This window comes from Pseudomonas sp. A6 (assembly GCF_052367875.1).
GTDB classification, from domain to species: domain Bacteria; phylum Pseudomonadota; class Gammaproteobacteria; order Pseudomonadales; family Pseudomonadaceae; genus Pseudomonas; species Pseudomonas citronellolis.
The window spans coordinates 908,158-926,612 of sequence record NZ_CP198970.1; the positions used below are offsets into that span (position 1 = coordinate 908,158).

The window sequence follows — 18,455 nt, forward strand, 5'->3', positions numbered from 1 at the left end:
GACCTGCCCATGACCCTGAAGACCATCGAAGGTACCTTCATCGCCCCCAAAGGCCGTTTCGCCCTGGTGGTTGGCCGCTTCAACAGCTTCGTGGTGGAAAGCCTGGTGCAAGGCGCCATCGACGCGCTGGTGCGCCACGGCGTCGCCGAAGGCGACATCACCATCATCCGCGCCCCGGGTGCCTTCGAGATCCCCCTGGTAACCCAGAAAGTCGCCCAGCGCGGCGAGTTCGACGCCATCATCGCCCTCGGCGCGGTGATCCGCGGCGGCACTCCGCACTTCGAATACGTTGCCGGCGAGTGCACCAAGGGCCTGGCGCAGGTTTCCCTGCAGTTCGGCGTGCCGGTGGCCTTCGGCGTGCTGACCGTCGACTCCATCGAACAGGCCATCGAGCGCTCCGGCACCAAGGCCGGCAACAAGGGCGCCGAGGCCGCGCTGTCCGCCCTGGAAATGGTGAGCCTGCTGTCGCAGCTGGAGGCCAAGTGAGCAGCAACGACAACGGCGCTCCGTCCAAGCCGGCCAAGCCCAACAAGATCGCCATGCGCCGCAAGGCCCGCAGCCTCGCGGTGCAGGCCCTGTATTCCTGGCAGATGGCCGGCCAGCCGCTGAACGAGATCGAGGCGACCTTCCGCACCGACAACGACTTCAGCGACGTCGATGGCGCCTACTTCCACGAGATCCTCCACGGCGTGCCGCGCCTGAAGACCGAGCTGGACCAGGAATTCACCCCCTGCCTGGACCGCCCGCTGGAAGAGATCGACCCGGTCGAGCTGGCCATCCTGCGCCTGGCCACCTACGAGCTGCGCAACCGCCAGGACGTGCCCTACAAGGTGGTGATCAACGAAGGCATCGAGCTGGCCAAGACTTTCGGCGCCACCGACGGCCACAAGTTCGTCAACGGTGTGCTGGACAAGCTGGCGCCGCGTCTGCGCGCCGCCGAGCTGCGCGGCGCCAAGCGCTGAGTCCGCCGCAAGGCATGGGTGAGTTCGAACTGATCCGCCGCTATTTCGCCGCGGCCGCCTGTGCGGCCGCGGCCGATGGCGTGGCCCTGGGCATCGGCGACGACTGCGCCCTGCTGGCGCCGGCCGCCGGCCAGCAACTGGCGGTGTCCACCGACACCCTGGTGGCCGGAGTGCATTTCCCCGCGCTGTGCGATCCCTTCCTGCTCGGCCAGCGCGCCCTGGCGGTTTCCGCCAGCGACCTGGCGGCCATGGGCGCTGCGCCCCTGGCCTTCACCCTCGCCCTGACCCTGCCCGAAGCCGACCCGGCCTGGCTGGAAGCCTTCGCCCAGGGCCTGAACCGCATGGCCGCGGCCTGCGGCCTGGCGCTGATCGGCGGCGACACCACCCGCGGCCCGCTGAGCATGACCCTCACCGTATTCGGCCAGGTGCCCGTCGGCCAGGCGCTGACCCGCAGCGGCGCCCGCCCCGGCGACCTGCTCTGCGTCGGCGGCCCGGTCGGCGAGGCTGGCGGCGCCCTGGAGCTGGTGCTCGGCCGACTGGCCGCCGAACCCGAAGTGGCCGAGCCGCTATTGGCGCGCTACTGGGCGCCGCAGCCGCAACTGGCCCTCGGCCAGGCCCTGCGCGGCCGCGCCACGGCGGCGCTGGACGTGTCCGACGGCCTGCTCGCCGACTGCGGCCACATCGCCCGTGCCTCCGGCGTGGCCTTGATCATCGAAGCCGAACGCCTTCCGGCCAGCGCGCCGCTGGAAAGCCTGCTGGGCGCCGAGCGCGCGCTGCAGGCCAAGCTCGGCGCCGGCGACGACTACGTCATCGCCTTCACCCTGCCGCCTGCGCAGTTGCCGGCCCTGCAGGCGCAGTGGCCGCAGCTGGCGGCCATCGGCCGCGTCGAGGCCGGCAGCGGGGTGCGCGTGCTGGACGCCGCAGGCCACGACATCACGCCGCGCCAGGGCGGCTACCTGCATTTCACGGAGTGACCGCAGTGCCCGAACATCCCGACCAAGCCCCCGCCCAGCCCGTGCCGCCGTCGGTCTGGCGCAACCCCTGGCATTTCCTGGCCTTCGGCTTCGGCTCCGGAACCCTGCCCAAGGCGCCGGGCACCTGGGGCTCGCTGGTGGCCATCCCCTTCGTCCCGCTGTGGCAGCTGCTGCCGGACTGGGGCTACTGGCTGATGCTGGGGCTGACCATGCTGTTCGGCTTCTGGCTGTGCGGCAAGGTCGCCGACGACCTGCGCGTGCACGACCACGAAGGCATCGTCTGGGACGAGATGGTCGGCATGTGGATCACCCTCTGGCTGGTGCCCGAGGGCTGGTGGTGGCTGCTGGTGGGCTTCCTGGTGTTCCGCTTCTTCGACATCCTCAAGCCCTGGCCGATCCGCTGGGTCGACCGCCACGTGCACGGCGGCGTTGGCATCATGCTCGACGACGTCCTCGCCGGGGTCTTCGCCTGGCTGGCCATGCAGGGCCTGGTCTGGGCCTGGGCCGCCTGGCTGCTCTGACAACAGCCGACTTCATCACTGACGGCGCAGCGGCGCCGGTGTAACGTGGCGCCACCTTCGCGCCAGCCGACAAGGAGCCCCACCATGCTGCGCCTGCTGCCTGCCCTGAGCCTCGCCCTTGCCGCCAGCGCGGCCCTCGCCGCCCCGCAGGTGTGGGTGGTTGGGCTGTTCCCCAACGCCGCGGTGGTCAACATCGACGGCCAGCGCAAGTTCCTCCGCGTGGGCGAGACCGGGCCGCAGGGCGTGCAGGTGGTCAGTGCCGACGCGCACAAGGCGGTGCTGCGCGTCGAGGGCGTGGAGCGCACCTACGAACTGAGCCGCGAATACAACGCCAGCGGCTACTCGGCCCCGGCGCCGGTGCAGGAAATGAGCATCGCCCGCGGCACCGGCGGGCATTACTGGGTGTCCGGCTCGATCAACGGCCAGAACGCCCAGTTCCTGGTCGACACCGGCGCCACCACGGTGGCGATGAACGAAGCCCAGGCGCGGCGCCTGGGCATCGACTACCGGGTGGTCGGCAAGCCCATGGTCGCCTCCACCGCCAGCGGCACCGTCAAGGGCTGGCGCATCGGCCTGAACAGCGTGAAGCTCGGCGGCATCGAGGTGCTGGGCGTCGACGCCAGCGTGCTGGAGGGTGAGTTCCCCACCGAGATCCTGCTGGGCATGAGCTTCCTCAACCGCGTCGGTTGGCGGGAGGAGCAGGGGATGATGTATATCCAGTCCAAACATTGAGAGCCCCCCCACAGCCTGCTACGCGTCGGCATAACTGCGTTGGGAACAGGTTCGAAATGCTCATTTAGCGGCCTAAACTGCGCTTCCGAACCTGTTCCCGCCTTGTTCTGCTCTAGCTCGCGAGGCCGTGAAGGGACTCTGCCAGATCGCCGATCCATCGATGGCTTCGATAGCCAACTTGCGGATTTCGCAATGACGGCGGCCCCGGCACTGCTGTTACAATGCCGGCTCCTTACTACTGTCTGACTTTCAGGAGTTTCCGGTGTCCGTCGTGTTCGTCGCCGCCTCCAAGCTGCCCACTCCCTTCGGCGAATTCACCATGCATGGCTTCCTCGACGAGGAAACCGGCAAGGAGCATGTCGCCCTGACCATGGGCAAGATCGACGACGGCCAGCCGGTGCTCGGTCGCCTGCATTCCGAATGCCTGACGGGCGATGCCCTGTTCAGCCTGCGCTGCGACTGCGGCTTCCAGCTCGAAGGCGCGCTCTCGGCCATCGCCCGCGAAGGTCGCGGCGTGCTGCTGTACCTGCGCCAGGAAGGCCGTGGCATCGGCCTGCTGAACAAGATCCGCGCCTACGCCCTGCAGGACGAAGGCGCGGACACGGTCGAGGCCAACCTCAAGCTGGGCTTTGGCGCCGACCAGCGCGACTACGCCATGTGCCTGCCGATGCTGCAGCACCTGGGCGTCTGCTCGCTGAAGCTGATGACCAACAACCCGCGCAAGGTCAAGGCGCTGGAAGGCTACGGCCTCACCGTGGCCGAGCGCGTGCCCCTGCAGAAGGGCCTGAACCCGCACAACAAGCGCTACCTGGCGACCAAGGCCGGCAAGCTCGGGCACATGCTCGGCGAGCTGCACCAGGGCGAGGCGGAGATCGAGACGCAGTGAACCGCGCCGCCGAGTTCAGCCGCCTGGGGCGTCTGTGGTGGCTGCACCTGGCCCTGGCTCTCGGGCCGCTGCTGGCGCTGCTGCTGTGGGGCTTCGAGATCGACGCCCTGGCCGTGCTGGCCACCCCGCTGTACATCGCCGCGCTGGTCTCGATGTACTTCACCCTGCCGCTGTTCCGCCGCTACAAGCTCGCCCTGATCGACGCCGGCAAGGCCCGTGACACGGCCGAAGAGCCCGCCGCCTGGGCGAAGTTGGCGCGCACCTGGCGCAACGGCGTCCTCGGCGCCAGCCTGCCGGCCTGGATCGGCGTGCTGGCGTGCTTCACCGACCTGTCCGGCGTGGCGCTGATCCTTCTCGGGCTGACCAGCCTGCTGATTCTCTGGCTGTACCGCCTGCCGCGCCAGTTGCTCTGATGCGCCTGCTCGCCGCCGTCCTGCTGCTATCGCTAGGCCTGCCGGCACTGGCGGCGCAGCGGGTGGTGAGCCTGTCGCCCTCGATGACCGACAGCGTTCTGGAACTGGGCGCCGGCGCGCGCCTGGTGGGCGTGCTCGACGGCGACGAACGCCCGGCGCAACTGGCGGCCCTGCCGTCGCTGGGGCGCTATGGGCAATTGAACCTGGAGCGCCTGCTAAGCCTGCGGCCGGACCTGGTGCTGGTCTGGCCCGGCAGCATTCCCGATGCGCAGATGGCGCGGCTGAAGGGCCTGGGCCTGCAGCTCTACGTCGCCGAACCGCACCGGCTGGAGGATATCCCCAGCCAACTGGAAGAGCTGGGTGCGCTGCTTGACGCCCAGGACAAGGCCGCGGCCCTGGCCACCAGCTTCCGCCAGCGCATCGCCGAACTGCGCCAGCAGTACGCCCGCGAGCACCCGCTGCGGCTGTTCTACCAGGTATGGAACCGCCCGCTGTACACCCTGGGCGGACGCCAGGTGGTCAGCGACGCCCTGCAGGTGTGCGGCGCGCGCAACCTGTTCGACGACCTGCAGCAGCCGGCGCCGCAGGTGGGCATGGAAGCGGTGCTGGCCCGCGATCCGCAAGTGATACTGGCGCCCAATGCCGAACAGGCGGCGGAATGGCGGGCCATGAAACAACTGAGCGCAACCCGCCTGAACCAGCTGTGGGTACTGCCCGACCGCAACCTCGAGCGGCCGAGCTACGCCATGCTGGCCGCCACCGAAAAACTCTGTCGCCTGCTCGCCCAGGCCGAGCCGTAGGGCGGATAACCGTTCGCGGTTATCCGCCGGCCGGGATGCCGTACCCCCCCATAACCTGTAGGAGCGGGCCCTGCCCGCGAATCGCGCGCAGGGCGCGCTCCTACATGGGAATGGCGCGGGTGGGCGCGTAGGCGCAACTGTCTTGCAGACCGCACCGGGGTGCTCTTCGTAGGAGCGAGCTTGCTCGCGAACAGACTCCGCTTCGGGGTTCATTCGCGAGCAAGCTCGCTCCTACGAAAAGCCGTGCTCGCCTGCAGCGTAGGACCTCATTCGCGAATTGCCTCGGTATGTCCGGCTCTTACGGGAGAGAAACACCGTACCTCCCACCGCTCAGAACCCCTCCAGCACGATCTTGCCCTTGGCCTTGCCGCTCTCCAGCAGCGCGTGGGCGCGGCGCAGGTTGGCGGCGTCGATGCGGCCGAAGTGCTCGCCCAGGGTGGTGCGCAGCACGCCCTGGTCGACCAGGCTCGACACGCGCTGCAGCAGGCGGTGCTGCTCGATCATGTCGTCGGTCTGGAACATCGAGCGGGTGTACATGAACTCCCAGTGCAGCGACAGGCTCTTCTGCTTGAGCAGGCTCACGTTCAGGTTCGCCGGGTCGTCGATCAGGCCCAGGCGGCCCTGCGGGCGCAGGCTGGCGACTATCTGCTGCAGGTGCCCGTCGGTATGCGTCAGGCTGGCCACGTGGGTCACCTGGCCGATGCCGATGCGCTGCAGTTCCTCGCTCAGCGGCTTGCCGTGGTCGATGACGTGGTGGGCGCCGAGGTCGCGGACCCATTCCTGGGTTTCCGCCCGCGAGGCCGTGCCGATCACGGTCACGCCGGTCAGGTGCCGGGCCAGTTGGGTGAGGATGGAGCCCACGCCGCCGGCGGCGCCGACGATCAGCAGGCTCTGCCCGGCGCTGCCCGGGCCCTCGGCGATCTGCAGGCGTTCGAACAGCAGTTCCCAGGCGGTGATGCTGGTCAGCGGCAGGGCCGCGGCCTGGGCGAAGTCGAGGCTGGCCGGCTTGGCGCCGACGATGCGCTCGTCCACCAGCTGCAGTTCGGCGTTGCTGCCCGGGCGCGTCAGGTCGCCGGCGTAGAACACCTCGTCGCCGGGGCGGAACAGGCTGACCTCGCTGCCCACTGCGCGGACCACGCCGGCGGCGTCCCAGCCCAGCACCTTGTATTCGCCGGCCGCAGGCTCGGCGCGCTGGCGCACTTTGGTATCCACCGGGTTGACGGAAATGGCGCGGACCTCCACCAGCAGGTCGCGCGGGCCGGGCGTCGGCTCCGGCAGCTGGATGTCGAGCAGGGCGTCGTCGGCGTCGATCGGGCGGCTGTGGGTGTAACCGATGGCTTTCATGGCGGCTCCTCAGTCGATGCGGTTCATCAGGCGGATGTCGAGTTCGGCCAGATCGTCCCGGCTGGCGGCGACGAAGGCCTGGAAGTGCTCGCTGGCCTCGTGCTCGGCGAGGGCGGCCTCGTCGCGCCATTGCTCGATCATGTAGATCAGGTCGGCGTCCTTGCGGTCGCGGTGCAGGTCGTACTGGATGCAGCCGGGCTCGGCCCGCGAGGGCACGCGCAGCTCGGCCAGGCGGGCCTGCAGGGCGTCGGCGCGGCCGGGCTTGGCGCGGATGATGGCGATCAGGGTGAGGGGGCTGCTCATCGGGACTCTTCCTTGCGGCAGTGGGGATGGGCGCATCCTCCGCTCTTTCGTTGTGAAGAAAAACCGCGTAGGAAGAAAGTCTCTTTCAAAGGAAAATTGAAAATGCTGCGTTTCGACGACCTCCAGCTGTTCGTCCGCACCGCCGAGCGCGGCAGCCTGTCCGCCGCGGCCCGCGAACTGGAGGTGTCGCCGGCGGTGGCCAGCGCCGCGCTCAAGCGCCTGGAGGGCGCCCTGCAGGCGCGCCTGTTCGCCCGTTCCACCCGCAGCCTGCGGCTGACCGCCGAGGGCGAGCTGTTCCTGGCCCATGCGCGGGCCTCGCTGCAGAGCCTGGAGGAGGGCCGCCAGCTGCTGGCCGGCGGGCGCAGCGAGATCGCCGGGCCGTTGCAGGTCTCGGCGCCCTCGGACCTGGGGCGCAACGTGCTGTTGCCCTGGCTCGACGAGTTCCAGGCGCAGCACCCGCGGCTGGTTTTGCGCCTGCTGCTCAGCGACCGCCAGGCCGACCTCTACCGCCAGCCGGTGGACGTCGCCATCCGCCTCGGCCAGCCGCCGGACTCCAGCCTGGTGGCGCTGCCCCTGGCGGCGGACAACCGCCGCGTGCTGTGCGGCGCGCCGGCCTACTTCGCCCAGCATGGCCGGCCGCAGCGGCCGCAGGACCTGGCCCGGCACAACTGCCTGCTGTACATGCTCGGCGGCCGTGTGCACGAACGCTGGCGCTTCGGCGACGAGACGGTCGAGGTGGGCGGCGACCGCGTCAGCGACGACGCCGACGTGGTGCGGCGCTGGGCGGTGGCCGGGCGCGGGCTGGTCTACAAGTCCTGGCTGGACGTGGCCGCCGACGTGCGCGCCGGGCGCCTGGAAGTGGCCCTGGCCGACCAGCGGGGCGAGGCGGCGCCGCTGAACCTGTTCTGCACCCACCGCGCGCAGCTGAGCCCGTCGGTGACCCTGCTGCGCGAGTTCGTCCAGCAGCGCTGCGCCGAGCATCTGCGCGGCGCGCCCTGGCGCTGAGGCTCAGAGCGGGGTGTAGCGCGCCACGGCGTGGCTGAGGTCCCAGCCGACCGAGACCGAGAACACCAGCAGCAGGGTCGGCACCAGGCACCACCAGATGCGCTTGGGCAGGGCCGGCAGCGGCTGGCGCAGCTGGCTGGCCCAGAGCGCGGCGGCGCAGACGGCGGCGGCGAGCAGGGCGCCGGCGATCACGTCGCTGGGCCAGTGCGCGCCCAGGTACAGGCGCGAGCCGGCGATCCAGGCGGCCGGCAGCATGGCCAGCAGCAGCCAGGTCAGGCGCACCCGCGGCGAGCCCTCGCGGCTGGCCAGCACGCCGAGCACCAGGAAGCAGGCGAAGGACGCCGAGCTGTGCCCGCTGGGCATGCTGAAGGCGCTCAGCGGGTCGGCGATCACCTCCGGGCGGGCGCGGCCGAAGAAGTGCTTGAGGGTGGTGTTGAGCAGTGCCGTGGCCAGCAGGGTGCCGCCGGCGAACAGCGCATGGCGCCATTTGCCCAGGCCCAGCAGCAGGCCGCTGACGACGATGCCGACGATCACCTGGGTGCGGAAGTCGCCCAGGCGCGTCACCGCCACCATGATGTGGTTCAGCAGCGGGGTGCGTTCCTCCTGGATCAGCGTCATCAGGCCGTGGTCGAGGGCGTCCAGGTGCGGCCAGCCGATCAGGATGCCCAGCAGCAGGGCGGCGCTCAGCCCGGCGGCGATCAGTGCGGTGCCGTGGCGCCGCTTCAGGCAGGCATGGATCAAGGCGCTGCCGAGCACGGCCAGGCCGCCGGCGACCACCGCCATCTCCGGCCAGAAGCCTTCCGGCAGTGGCAGGCGCAGGGCCGCGCCGGTGGTCCAGCCGGGCAGCAGGTAGGCCACCGACCAGCCGGCGGCGGCCAGGATGGAGACCGCCAGGAAGCGCCCGAAGGGCATGTCGAGCATGCCCGCCACCAGCGGCAGGAACGGCCGCAGGGCGCCGATGAAGCGGCCCACCAGCAGGCTGGTGACGCCGTAGCGGGCGACGAAGCCTTCGGCGCCGGCCAGCCATTCCGGATGGTGGCGCAGCAGCGGCAGGCGGCGGATGTCCTGGTGGAAGCGGCGGCCGAGGAAGTACGAGCAGAGGTCGCCCAGCAGGCCGCCGGCGAAGGCCAGCAGCAGCGTCTGCCCCAGGCCCAGGGCGCCGCCGCCGGCCAGCACGGCCACGGCGAAGAGCATCACCACGCCGGGCAGCACCAGGCCGACCACCGCCGCGCATTCGAGGAAGGCGATGAGGAAGACCACCAGCCCCAGCCACTGCGGGTGGCCGGCGATCCATTGGTTGAACAGGTCCAGGCTCATGTGCGGTGCGCTTCCGAGCTATCCAGCAGGTAATAGTCGCGTCCTTCGACCTGGCCGCGGCGCAGCGGGTTTCGCGTGCAGAAGGGCGCGAAGGCGGCGTCGACGAAGCGGTACATCAGGTGCTCGTCGCGGCCGTGGGGGATGCCTAGGCGGGTGGTCTGGATGACCTGCGCCGGGGTGTCGCCGACGTCGTCGACGAACAGCCGCTGCACGTCGAACTGTTTGGCGTCCCAGTCCGGTACCTTGAGGCCCATGGCCTTGCACAGCAGAGTCTGGCCGGCGCAGAGCTTGCCCAGCGGGCGCTCGCTGCCATCGGCGGCGGGGTTGAGCTGGCGCATGCGGGCCAGGGCCTCGTCGCCGCTGACGCGATCCATCCAGGGGTGCCCGGACTTCATCAGCACGGCGTTGCCGGCGCCACCGGCGCTGAAGTTCAGCGAGTCGCCGCCACGCGCGTAGTACATGTAGATGTGCCCGCCGTCGAGGAACAGCGCCTTGCGCTTCTCGGTGTAGCCGAGCGAGGCGTGGCTGCCTTTCTCGGCCAGGTAATAGGCTTCGGTCTCGATGATCCGCGTGGACAGCCAGAGCCCGCCGACGCGGTGACGGATCACCTTGCCCAGCAGCTGGCGCGCCACCAGCAGGGCGTCGCGGTCGAAGAAGGAATGGGGCAGCGGCCGCGCTTCGGGCCAGGGCAAACCAAGGATGGGATCGGCAGGCATGGGATTGTCGTGGGTACCAGGGCGCTCTTAGGCTGGCGGATGATAACAACAAGAGACTGAATCATGGCTGAACGCATCCGCGCCGACAGCGCGCACATCACCCCCAGTGCGCACTACACCGGCTATGTCTGGTTCCGCCACAAGCTCGCCGAGCCGGCCTTCGCCACCGCCTTCGGGCGCTGGGTGCACGGCTGCATGGCGCCGATCGCCTGGGGCGCGCGCCTGGGCTTCGGGCTGAACATCGAGGACTTCCTGCTGCAGCGCCACCTGCTGATAGACGCGCGCCTGCGCCAGGCCATCGAGCAGCGCGGCGTCACCCAGGTGGTGGAGATCGCCTGCGGCCTGTCGCCGCGCGGCAGGCGCTTCCGCCAGCGTTATCCGCAGCTGGACTACCTGGAGGCGGACCTGCCGCCCATGGCCGCGCGCAAGTCGGCCCTGCTGCAAGGGCAGGGCTGGCTGGACGAAAGGCACCGGGTGCACCCCGTGGACATCCTCGCCGAGGACGGCCCGCATACCCTGGCCGCGCTCTTCGCCCAACTCGACCGCCAGCGCCCCGTGGTGGTGATCACCGAGGGCCTGGTGAACTACTTCCAGCGCCCGCTGATCGAGGGTTTCTGGACGCGCCTGGCGGCAGTCCTGGGCGACTTCCCGGCGGCCACCTACCTCACTGAACTCTACCCGGACCTGCGCGAACACCCGCGCTACCGGCAGATCCGCTGGGGCGTCGGCCTGATCGGCCGGCTCACTCGCGGCGGCTATCCGCTGCACTACCGCAGCGAGGCGGAAATAGCCGCGGCCTTCCGCGGCTGCGGTTTCGCCGGTGTGGAAGTGCTCGACCCGCAGGTGCACGGCGCCGAACTGTGCCTGCCGCGCGGGCGCATGCCGAGTCTGGTGCGCGTCATCGAAGCCCGCACCTGACCTGCCCCGACGGCTCTTCGTAGGAGCGAGCTTGCTCGCGAACCGCATCCTGCCCAAGGGTGGGTTCGGCAGGGTTCGCGAGCAAGCTCGCTCCTACAGGGGAGGGTGAACCTAGGCGGCATCGTGGTTCGCCCTTGGGTGTAGGGCGTATAACCGTTCGCGGTTATACGCCGTTCCGTTGCTTCAGGCCGCGCAGGCCCCTTGCTGCAACGGCACCACCAGCTCCGCCAGGCTGGCGCTGGCGCGGGGATCGCCGTGGGGAAAGATGAAGGCGACACCGTCTGTGGTGCGGCGCAGAGGGAGGATGTCCAGTTCTTCCACGCCGGGGATGGCCAGGCGCCAGCCGCGTTGCGGCAGTTCGGCCGGCAGGTCGGCGTGGGCCAGGCCGCCGAAGTAGCCGATCTCCATCAGTTCGGCGCGCCATTGCCCGCCATCGGCATGGCGCAGCAGGGCGTGGGGTTGCGGTGGCGCCAGGCGCGGTTCGAAGCGGCGTTCCAGGTGCGGCAGTTGCTGGCGCTGGAAGCGCGTGCTGCCGGCGGCGTTGAGCGGCAGCGGCTGGCCGTCTAGGAAGGGCGTGTACAGCCGGGCGCAGGCGCCGCGGCGTTCGAACTGGGCCAGGTGGTCGGCGTCGTGGATCAGGGCGAACTGCGCGTCGGCGCAGGCGAGGGCGAATTCGGCGTGCTCCCAGGGCTGGGTGAAGTGGTCGTATTCGCCGGCCAGCACCAGGGTCGGGCATTGCGGGTGGCGCTCGAAGCCGCCGAAGGCCAGCAGGCGCCGGCTGTTCTGCCGGTAGCGTTCGACTTCCGCCGGTGTCAGGCGCTGCAACTGGCGCAGCAGGGCCTTGCGGAACACCGGGGAGACGCCGGTATCGGCCAGGCGCAGCGGGTTGACCAGGCCGGTCAGCACGCCGTTGGCGAAGGCTTCGTGCTGGCCCAGGTCCAGGCGCGCCAGGGCTTCTTCCAGTAGCGCGCGGGCGCCGGGGCGGCCGAAGGCGGTGATGCCGGCCAGCAGCAGGCGCGCGCAGCGCCCGGGGTGGCGGGCGGCGAAGAGGGCGGCCAGGGCCGAGCCGTAGGACAGGCCGATGGGCATCAGCGGCGGCAGGCGCAGCGCCTCGGCGAAGGCGGCGATCAGGTCGGCCAGGTCTTCCAGGCTCAGTTGCGGCGCCAGTTGCAGGTTGCCGCCCTGGCTGGGCAGGTCGAGGAGGATCACCGGGTGCTCGGCGAGCAGCTCGCTGACTTCGCTGGCGAAGGAGCGGAAGCTCTGGAAGGCGCCGCCGAGCAGCAGCACCGGCGGGCGCGGGTCGTCCGCGCGGTGGGCGAAGGCCTGGTAGTGGAGTTGCCAGCCGTCCAGTTCGAGCACCGCCGGGGCGGCGGTGAGGGCCTGGGCGCTGTAGTCGGTGCGGTAGCGCATGGCGAATCTCCGGCGGTGTTCCGCCTCTTGTTGTTCTTCCCTGGCGTGCTGGATGGCGAACGGCTGGCATTGCGCGGCGGGGTGGCTCCAAGGTAGACAGAGGCCGGCCTTTTGTTTACCCAACCTTCGGGCGGGGGAAATCGCAACGCGCTGTTGCGGGTGTCACCGTTCCGCGGCCGGGGCGCGGCCCGCGGCGCCCGGGCGGCGTTACCGGCGCACTGGTGGGACGCCCTGTCTACCGGCTGGCTGCTGTGGCTGGGCGGGCGCAGGCGGGGTCGCTATAATCGCGCATTTCCCTCACGCAGACGCGTACGAACCATGACCGAGTCCGTCCTCGACTATATGAGCCGCCTGGGCCGCGCCGCCCGTGAAGCCTCGCGCGTGCTCGCGCGGGCCTCCACCGCGCAGAAGAACGCCGCCCTGCTGGCCGCCGCCGATGCCCTGGACGCTGCCCGCGAGCAGCTCGCCCACGCCAACGAGCAGGACCTGGCCGCCGGCCGGGCCAATGGCCTGGAGCCAGCCATGCTCGACCGCCTGGCGCTGACCCCGGCGCGCATCGACGACATGATCGAGGGCCTGCGCCAGGTGGCCAAGCTGCCCGACCCCATCGGCGAGATCCGCGACATGCGCTTCGTGCCCTCGGGCATCCAGATCGGCAAGATGCGCGTGCCCCTGGGCGTGGTCGGGATCATCTACGAGTCGCGGCCGAACGTGACCATCGACGCCGCCAGCCTGTGCCTGAAGTCGGGCAACGCCACCATCCTGCGCGGCGGCTCCGAGGCCATCCATTCCAACCAGGCCATCGCCCGCTGCATCCAGGCAGGCCTGGCCGCGGCCGGCCTGCCGGCGAGCGCCGTGCAGGTGGTCGAGACCACCGACCGCGCCGCCGTGGGCGCGCTGATCAGCATGCCCGAGTACGTCGACGTGATCGTCCCGCGCGGCGGCAAGGGCCTGATCGAGCGCATCAGCCGCGAGGCCAAGGTGCCGGTGATCAAGCATCTGGACGGCATCTGCCACGTGTTCATCGACGAGTCGGCCGACCTCGACAAGGCCATCCGCATCGCCGACAACGCCAAGACCCAGCGCTACGCGCCGTGCAACACCATGGAAACCCTGCTGGTGCACAAGGCCATCGCCCCGCGCGTGTTGCCGCCGCTGGCCGCCATCTACCGCGACAAGGGCGTGGAGCTGCGCGGCGACGCCGCCACCCGCGCGCTGCTGGGCAGCGACGTGCTGGAGGCGACCGAGGAAGACTGGCGCACCGAGTACAACGCGCCGATCCTGTCGATCCGCATCGTCGACGACCTGGACAGCGCCATCGAGCACATCAACACCTACGGCTCGCAGCACACCGACGCCATCGTCAGCGAGAACTTCAGCAACGCCCGGCGCTTCCTCGCCGAGGTGGACTCGGCTTCGGTCATGGTCAACGCCTCGACGCGCTTCGCCGACGGCTTTGAGTACGGCCTGGGGGCGGAGATCGGCATCTCCACCGACAAGCTGCACGCCCGCGGCCCGGTCGGCCTGGAAGGCCTGACCAGCGAGAAGTACGTGGTCTTCGGCGACGGGCACGTGCGCACCTGATGAGTAAACGGCAAGCGCGGCGGATCGGCCTCTTCGGCGGCACCTTCGATCCGGTGCACATCGGGCACCTGCGCAGTGCGCTGGAAACCGCCGAGCTGCTGGGCCTGGACGAGCTGCGCCTGCTGCCGGCGGCGCGCCCGCCGCACCGCGAGACGCCGCAGGTCTCGGCGCAGCAGCGCCTGGCCATGGTCGAGCTGGCGGTGGCCGGCGTCGCGCCCCTGACGGTGGATGCCCGCGAGCTGGCCCGCGACAAGCCGTCCTACACCATCGACACCCTGGAATCGCTGCGCGCGGAGCTGGGGAGCGAGGCGCAACTGTTCCTTATGGTCGGCTGGGACGCTTTCTGCGGCCTGCCCACCTGGCACCGCTGGGACGAACTGCTGCAGCACTGCCACGTGCTGGTGCTGCAGCGCCCGGATGCCGACGTGGAGGCGCCGGAAGCCCTGCGCGATCTGCTGGCGGCGCGTAGCATGGCCGACCCCAACGCCCTCGCCGGGCCGGCCGGGCAGGTCACTTTCATCTGGCAGACGCCCCTGGCGGTGTCGGCCACCCAGATCCGCGCCCTGCTGGCGCAGGGGCGCTCGCCGCGCTTCCTGGTGCCGGACGCGGTATTGAACTACATCGAGGCGCACGGGCTGTACCGCGCGTCCCTGGCAAACTAGAGAGTCATTCAATGCAAACCGAACAACTGGTCGAGCTGGCCGTCGCCGCTCTGGAAGACATGAAAGCGCAGGACATCACCGTCCTCGACGTGCGCGACAAGACCAGCATCACCGACGTCATGGTCATCGCCTCCGGCTCCTCCAGCCGCCAGGTCAAGTCGCTGGCCGACAACGTCCTGGAGAAGGTCAAGGAACAGGGCGTCAAGCCCATCGGCAGCGAAGGCCAGGAAGGCGGCGAGTGGGTGCTGATCGACCTGGGCAACGTCGTGGTCCACGTCATGCAGCCGGCCACCCGCCAGTTCTACGACCTGGAGCGCCTCTGGCTCGGCGCCGAACAGAGCCGCGCCCATCACAGCGGCGAGTAAGCGCCCTTGCGCCTGCGTCTGATCGCGGTCGGCTCGCGCATGCCGCGCTGGGTCGAGGAGGGCTGGCAGGAGTACGTCAAGCGCCTGCCCTCGGAGCTGTCCCTGGAACTGGTGGAGATCCCGCTGAACACGCGCGGCAAGAACGCCGACGTGGCCCGGCTGATCCGCCAGGAGGGCGAAGCCATGCTGGCCAAGGTGCAGCCCGGTGAACGGGTGGTGACCCTGGAAGTCGAAGGCAAGCCCTGGAGCACCCCGCAGCTGGCCGCCGAACTGGACCGCTGGCGCCTGGACGCGCGCACCGTCAACCTCATGGTCGGCGGCCCGGAAGGGCTGGCGCCGGAGGTCTGTGCGCGCAGCGAGCAGCGCTGGTCGCTGTCGCCGCTGACGTTGCCGCACCCGCTGGTGCGCATCCTGGTGGGCGAGCAGATCTACCGCGCCTGGACGGTGCTGTCCGGGCACCCCTACCACAAGTAGTCGTAGCCGTACCCGATGCCGCAGCCGATACAACTCAAGGACCACGAGAAGGACGCCCGCCTGGTGCGTCGCCGGGTCGTCGTCGGCGCGGTGGCGATCTTCCTCCTGGCCCTGGTGCTGGTGGCGCGCATGTACCACCTGCAGGTCACCCAGTACGAGTACCACTCGACGCTGTCGGAGAACAACCGCGTCCACGTCCAGCCGATCCCGCCGAACCGCGGCCTGATCTACGACCGCAACGGCGTGCTGATCGCCGACAACCGCCCCAGTTTCAGCCTCACGGTCACCCGCGAGCGCACCGAGAACCTGCAGCAGGAGCTGCAGGCGCTGGTGGAGATCCTCGGCCTGACCGAGGAGGACAAGGCGATCTTCGAGAAGCGCATGAAGCAGGGCCGGCGGCCGTTCGAGCCGGTGCCGATCATGTTCGAGCTGTCCGAGGAGCAGATCGCCCGCATCGCCGTGAACCAGTACCGCCTGCCGGGCATCGACGTCACCGCGCAGTTCGTCCGTCACTACCCGCTGGGCGAGCACTTCGCCCATTCGGTGGGCTACGTCGGGCGGATCAACGAGGCCGAGCTGAAGGTGCTCGACCCGGTCAACTATTCCGGCACCCACCACATCGGCAAGACCGGCGTGGAGAAGTTCTACGAGGCCGAGCTGCACGGCACCGTGGGCTACGAGGAGGTCGAGACCAACGCCCGTGGCCGCGTGCTGCGCGTGCTCAAGCGCACCGACCCGGTGCCGGGCAAGGACATCGTCCTGAGCATCGACAGCAAGCTGCAGGCCAAGGCCGAGGAGGCCCTGGGCGGGCGCCGCGGCGCTATCGTGGCGATCCAGCCGTCCACCGGCGAGGTGCTGGCGATGGTCAGCCAGCCGAGCTACGACCCCAACCTGTTCGTCACCGGCATCAGCTTCAAGGACTACTCGGCGCTGCGCGACTCCATCGACCGCCCGCTGTACAACCGCGTGCTACGCGGCCTGTACCCGCCGGGCTCGACGGTGAAGCCGGCGGTGGCCCTGGCCGGCCTGGATGCAGGAGTGGTCACGCCCAGCTCGCGGGTCTTCGACCCCGGCTACTACCAGCTGCCCAACTACGACCACAAGTACCGCAACTGGAACCGTTCCGGCGAGGGCTGGGTGAACCTGGAGACGGCGATCATGCGCTCCAACGACACCTACTTCTACGACCTCGCCCACAAGCTCGGCATCGACAGGCTGCACGACTACATGAGCCGCTTCGGCTTCGGCCAGCGCGTGTCCCTGGACATGTACGGCGAGTCTCCGGGGCTGATGCCCTCGCGCGAGTGGAAGCGCGCCACCCGCCGCCAGGTCTGGTTCCCCGGCGAGACGCTGATCCTCGGCATCGGTCAGGGCTACATGCAGTCCACGCCGCTGCAGCTGGCGCAGATGACCGCGCTGATCGCCAACCACGGCAAGTGGCTCCGCCCGCACCTGGCCAGGACCGTCGACGGCCAGCCGCCGGTCGACCCCGAGCCGATGCCCGACATCGACCTGCGCGAGCCGGGCAACTGGGAACTGATCGACTCCGACATGCAGCAAGTGGTGCACAATGCCCGCGGTACCGCGCACAAGGTCGGCGCCGCCTCGGTCTACCGCATCGCCGGCAAGTCCGGTACCGCGCAGGTGGTGGCGATCAAGCAGAACGAGCGCTACGACCGTTCCAAGCTCAACGAGCGCAACCGCGACCACGCGCTGTTCATCGGTTTCGCCCCGGCGGACAACCCGCAGATCGCGGTGGCGGTGATGGTGGAGAACGGCGAGTCCGGCTCCGGCGTCGCCGCGCCCGTGCTCAAGCAGGTGATGGATGCCTGGCTGCTGGACGAGAGCGGCAAGCTCAAGCCCGAATTCGCGCCACAGGTGGCGGAGGCGCCGAAGCCATGAGCATGAACATGAACCCCAACTTCGACCGCACGCTGTCCAACGAGGACGTGATGAAGCGGCGCGCCAGCCTGCTGCAGCGGCTGCACATCGACGGCCTGCTGCTGCTGCTGTTGCTGGTGCTGGGCGCGGCCGGCCTGTTCGTCCTCTACTCGGCCAGCGGCAAGAGCTGGGACCTGCTGCTCAAGCAGGCCTCGTCCTTCGGCCTGGGCCTGGTGATGATGTTCGTCATCGCCCAGATCGAGCCGCGCTTCCTGGCCCGCTGGGTGCCGCTGGGCTACCTGATCGGGGTGCTGCTGCTGGTGGTGGTGGACGTCATGGGCCACAACGCCATGGGCGCCACGCGCTGGATCAACATCCCCGGGGTGATCCGCTTCCAGCCCGCCGAGTTCATGAAGCTGTTCATGCCCATGACGCTGGCCTGGTACATGTCCAAGCGCAACCTGCCGCCGAATCTCAAGCACCTGGCGATCAGCCTGGCGCTGATCGGCGTGCCCTTCGTGCTGATCCTCAAGCAGCCGGACCTGGGCACCGCCATGCTGGTGCTGGCCTCCGGCGCCTTCGTGCTGTTCGTCGGCGGCCTGCAGTGGCGCTGGATCCTCGGCGCGGTGACCGCGGCGGTGCCGGTGGCGGTGGCCATGTGGTTCTTCGTCATGCACGATTACCAGAAGCAGCGCGTGCTGACCTTCCTCGACCCGGAAAGCGATCCGCTGGGCACCGGCTGGAACATCATCCAGTCAAAAGCGGCCATCGGTTCCGGCGGCGTATTCGGCAAGGGCTGGCTGCTGGGCACCCAGTCGCACCTGGATTTTTTGCCGGAAAGCCATACGGACTTTATCATTGCCGTGCTCGGCGAAGAGTTCGGCCTGGTGGGGGTATGCCTGCTGCTGGCCCTGTACCTGATGGTGATCTACCGCGGGCTGGTGATCACCGCGCAGGCGCAGACGCTGTATGGCAAGCTGCTGGCCGGCAGCATCACCATGACCTTCTTCGTGTACGTGTTCGTCAACATTGGTATGGTCAGCGGGTTGCTGCCGGTCGTGGGGGTTCCGCTTCCCTTCATCAGCTACGGCGGAACTTCGCTGGTGACGCTGATGTCAGGGTTCGGGGTTTTGATGTCGATTCATACGCACCGGAAATGGATCGCCCAGGTTTGAAGAAGAAACGTTG

21 protein-coding genes are annotated in these 18,455 nt (G+C 69.5%); 16 read left to right on the top strand and 5 right to left on the bottom strand.

The annotated features are described in order from the left end of the window. Positions 1–9 precede the first annotated feature (9 nt). The 8 genes from ribH (at position 10) to ACTWJ5_RS04220 (ending at position 5,288) form a co-directional block, all read left to right on the top strand. Positions 10–486, top strand: a complete 477-nt coding sequence (gene ribH, locus ACTWJ5_RS04185) for a 6,7-dimethyl-8-ribityllumazine synthase (protein WP_043273459.1) — start codon at positions 10–12, stop codon at positions 484–486. Continuing rightward, entirely contained in the window at positions 483–962 is a 480-nt protein-coding gene (gene nusB, locus ACTWJ5_RS04190; protein ID WP_370311033.1) for a transcription antitermination factor NusB, read from the top strand. The genes ribH and nusB overlap by 4 nt, the downstream gene beginning before the upstream one ends. Positions 963–976: 14 nt before the next feature. Beyond that, positions 977–1,936, top strand: a complete 960-nt coding sequence (gene thiL / locus ACTWJ5_RS04195) for a thiamine-phosphate kinase (protein WP_253389969.1) — start codon at positions 977–979, stop codon at positions 1,934–1,936. A 5-nt stretch (positions 1,937–1,941) separates the two neighbouring features. After that, positions 1,942–2,457: a phosphatidylglycerophosphatase A family protein gene (locus ACTWJ5_RS04200; RefSeq protein WP_074982003.1), complete on the top strand. Its 516-nt coding sequence runs from the start codon at positions 1,942–1,944 to the stop codon at positions 2,455–2,457. Positions 2,458–2,541: 84 nt separating this feature from the next. Beyond that, positions 2,542–3,189: a retropepsin-like aspartic protease family protein gene (locus tag ACTWJ5_RS04205; protein WP_074982000.1), complete on the top strand. Its 648-nt coding sequence runs from the start codon at positions 2,542–2,544 to the stop codon at positions 3,187–3,189. 262 nt (positions 3,190–3,451) lie between these two features. Further along, positions 3,452–4,075 carry a GTP cyclohydrolase II gene (ribA, locus tag ACTWJ5_RS04210; protein ID WP_444437518.1) on the top strand — a complete coding sequence of 208 codons (624 nt, stop codon included), beginning with the start codon at positions 3,452–3,454 and terminating at the stop codon, positions 4,073–4,075. Then, positions 4,072–4,488: an MFS transporter gene (locus tag ACTWJ5_RS04215; RefSeq protein ID WP_444437519.1), complete on the top strand. Its 417-nt coding sequence runs from the start codon at positions 4,072–4,074 to the stop codon at positions 4,486–4,488. The genes ribA and ACTWJ5_RS04215 overlap by 4 nt, the downstream gene beginning before the upstream one ends. Continuing rightward, positions 4,488–5,288, top strand: a complete 801-nt coding sequence (locus tag ACTWJ5_RS04220; protein WP_444437520.1) for a cobalamin-binding protein — start codon at positions 4,488–4,490, stop codon at positions 5,286–5,288. Before ACTWJ5_RS04215 ends, ACTWJ5_RS04220 begins: the two co-directional genes overlap by 1 nt. Positions 5,289–5,618: 330 nt before the next feature. Here ACTWJ5_RS04220 and ACTWJ5_RS04225 read toward each other — a convergent pair whose 3' ends face one another. Further along, positions 5,619–6,632 (bottom strand): zinc-binding alcohol dehydrogenase family protein, encoded by a 1,014-nt coding sequence (locus ACTWJ5_RS04225; protein WP_444437521.1) that lies wholly within the window; start codon positions 6,630–6,632, stop codon positions 5,619–5,621. Between the two features lie 9 nt (positions 6,633–6,641). Further along, on the bottom strand, positions 6,642–6,935 hold the full coding sequence (locus ACTWJ5_RS04230; RefSeq protein ID WP_064581873.1) for a putative quinol monooxygenase: 294 nt from the start codon (positions 6,933–6,935) through the stop codon (positions 6,642–6,644). Positions 6,936–7,037: 102 nt separating this feature from the next. Between ACTWJ5_RS04230 and ACTWJ5_RS04235 the strand changes: the two genes are divergently transcribed. Further along, the gene (locus ACTWJ5_RS04235; RefSeq protein WP_444437522.1) at positions 7,038–7,940 is read left to right on the top strand and encodes a LysR family transcriptional regulator; all 903 of its coding nucleotides are present in this window, start codon (positions 7,038–7,040) and stop codon (positions 7,938–7,940) included. 3 nt (positions 7,941–7,943) lie between these two features. On the opposite strand, the gene ACTWJ5_RS04240 is transcribed toward ACTWJ5_RS04235, so the two are convergent. Together ACTWJ5_RS04240 and ACTWJ5_RS04245 are read right to left on the bottom strand one after the other, a co-directional pair. Next, the gene (locus ACTWJ5_RS04240) at positions 7,944–9,257 is read right to left on the bottom strand and encodes a bifunctional DedA family/phosphatase PAP2 family protein (RefSeq protein WP_444437523.1); all 1,314 of its coding nucleotides are present in this window, start codon (positions 9,255–9,257) and stop codon (positions 7,944–7,946) included. After that, positions 9,254–9,973: a DNA-3-methyladenine glycosylase gene (locus tag ACTWJ5_RS04245; protein ID WP_253389975.1), complete on the bottom strand. Its 720-nt coding sequence runs from the start codon at positions 9,971–9,973 to the stop codon at positions 9,254–9,256. The genes ACTWJ5_RS04240 and ACTWJ5_RS04245 overlap by 4 nt, the downstream gene beginning before the upstream one ends. Positions 9,974–10,036: 63 nt before the next feature. Here ACTWJ5_RS04245 and ACTWJ5_RS04250 point away from each other — a divergent pair, with 63 nt between their 5' ends. Further along, positions 10,037–10,891, top strand: coding sequence for a class I SAM-dependent methyltransferase (locus ACTWJ5_RS04250; RefSeq protein ID WP_444437524.1), 855 nt, complete (start codon positions 10,037–10,039; stop codon positions 10,889–10,891). A gap of 183 nt (positions 10,892–11,074) precedes the next feature. Here the strand turns inward: ACTWJ5_RS04250 and ACTWJ5_RS04255 are convergent, their stop codons facing one another. Beyond that, positions 11,075–12,301 (bottom strand): alpha/beta fold hydrolase, encoded by a 1,227-nt coding sequence (locus ACTWJ5_RS04255; protein WP_444437525.1) that lies wholly within the window; start codon positions 12,299–12,301, stop codon positions 11,075–11,077. 318 nt (positions 12,302–12,619) lie between these two features. Between ACTWJ5_RS04255 and ACTWJ5_RS04260 the strand changes: the two genes are divergently transcribed. The 6 genes from ACTWJ5_RS04260 to rodA are packed head-to-tail and all read left to right on the top strand — an operon-like array spanning position 12,620 to position 18,442. Further along, positions 12,620–13,885: a glutamate-5-semialdehyde dehydrogenase gene (locus ACTWJ5_RS04260; protein WP_249917893.1), complete on the top strand. Its 1,266-nt coding sequence runs from the start codon at positions 12,620–12,622 to the stop codon at positions 13,883–13,885. Then, positions 13,885–14,547 carry a nicotinate-nucleotide adenylyltransferase gene (nadD, locus tag ACTWJ5_RS04265; RefSeq protein ID WP_249917892.1) on the top strand — a complete coding sequence of 221 codons (663 nt, stop codon included), beginning with the start codon at positions 13,885–13,887 and terminating at the stop codon, positions 14,545–14,547. The genes ACTWJ5_RS04260 and nadD overlap by 1 nt, the downstream gene beginning before the upstream one ends. An 11-nt stretch (positions 14,548–14,558) precedes the next feature. Next, positions 14,559–14,912 (top strand): ribosome silencing factor, encoded by a 354-nt coding sequence (gene rsfS / locus ACTWJ5_RS04270; RefSeq protein WP_009617292.1) that lies wholly within the window; start codon positions 14,559–14,561, stop codon positions 14,910–14,912. Positions 14,913–14,918: 6 nt separating this feature from the next. Beyond that, a complete protein-coding gene (gene rlmH, locus ACTWJ5_RS04275) occupies positions 14,919–15,386 on the top strand; it encodes a 23S rRNA (pseudouridine(1915)-N(3))-methyltransferase RlmH (protein WP_009617293.1) in 468 nt (155 codons plus the stop codon). A 15-nt stretch (positions 15,387–15,401) separates the two neighbouring features. Next, entirely contained in the window at positions 15,402–17,288 is a 1,887-nt protein-coding gene (gene mrdA / locus ACTWJ5_RS04280; RefSeq protein WP_249917891.1) for a penicillin-binding protein 2, read from the top strand. 50 nt (positions 17,289–17,338) lie between these two features. Next, positions 17,339–18,442: a rod shape-determining protein RodA gene (rodA, locus tag ACTWJ5_RS04285; RefSeq protein ID WP_099049098.1), complete on the top strand. Its 1,104-nt coding sequence runs from the start codon at positions 17,339–17,341 to the stop codon at positions 18,440–18,442. The last annotated feature ends 13 nt before the right edge of the window (positions 18,443–18,455 follow it).

Coding starts and splice junctions, on each gene's coding strand:
- rodA (WP_099049098.1), top strand. CDS start 17,339: ATGAAGCGGCGCGCCAGCCTGCTGCAGCGGCTGCACATCGACGGCCTG.
- ACTWJ5_RS04260 (WP_249917893.1), top strand. CDS start 12,620: ATGACCGAGTCCGTCCTCGACTATATGAGCCGCCTGGGCCGCGCCGCC.
- ACTWJ5_RS04250 (WP_444437524.1), top strand. CDS start 10,037: ATGGCTGAACGCATCCGCGCCGACAGCGCGCACATCACCCCCAGTGCG.
- ACTWJ5_RS04205 (WP_074982000.1), top strand. CDS start 2,542: ATGCTGCGCCTGCTGCCTGCCCTGAGCCTCGCCCTTGCCGCCAGCGCG.
- ACTWJ5_RS04240 (WP_444437523.1), bottom strand. CDS start 9,257: ATGAGCCTGGACCTGTTCAACCAATGGATCGCCGGCCACCCGCAGTGG.
- ACTWJ5_RS04255 (WP_444437525.1), bottom strand. CDS start 12,301: ATGCGCTACCGCACCGACTACAGCGCCCAGGCCCTCACCGCCGCCCCG.
- ribH (WP_043273459.1), top strand. CDS start 10: ATGACCCTGAAGACCATCGAAGGTACCTTCATCGCCCCCAAAGGCCGT.
- rsfS (WP_009617292.1), top strand. CDS start 14,559: ATGCAAACCGAACAACTGGTCGAGCTGGCCGTCGCCGCTCTGGAAGAC.
- ACTWJ5_RS04220 (WP_444437520.1), top strand. CDS start 4,488: ATGCGCCTGCTCGCCGCCGTCCTGCTGCTATCGCTAGGCCTGCCGGCA.
- nadD (WP_249917892.1), top strand. CDS start 13,885: ATGAGTAAACGGCAAGCGCGGCGGATCGGCCTCTTCGGCGGCACCTTC.
- thiL (WP_253389969.1), top strand. CDS start 977: ATGGGTGAGTTCGAACTGATCCGCCGCTATTTCGCCGCGGCCGCCTGT.
- ACTWJ5_RS04245 (WP_253389975.1), bottom strand. CDS start 9,973: ATGCCTGCCGATCCCATCCTTGGTTTGCCCTGGCCCGAAGCGCGGCCG.
- ACTWJ5_RS04235 (WP_444437522.1), top strand. CDS start 7,038: ATGCTGCGTTTCGACGACCTCCAGCTGTTCGTCCGCACCGCCGAGCGC.
- ACTWJ5_RS04225 (WP_444437521.1), bottom strand. CDS start 6,632: ATGAAAGCCATCGGTTACACCCACAGCCGCCCGATCGACGCCGACGAC.
- ACTWJ5_RS04230 (WP_064581873.1), bottom strand. CDS start 6,935: ATGAGCAGCCCCCTCACCCTGATCGCCATCATCCGCGCCAAGCCCGGC.
- mrdA (WP_249917891.1), top strand. CDS start 15,402: ATGCCGCAGCCGATACAACTCAAGGACCACGAGAAGGACGCCCGCCTG.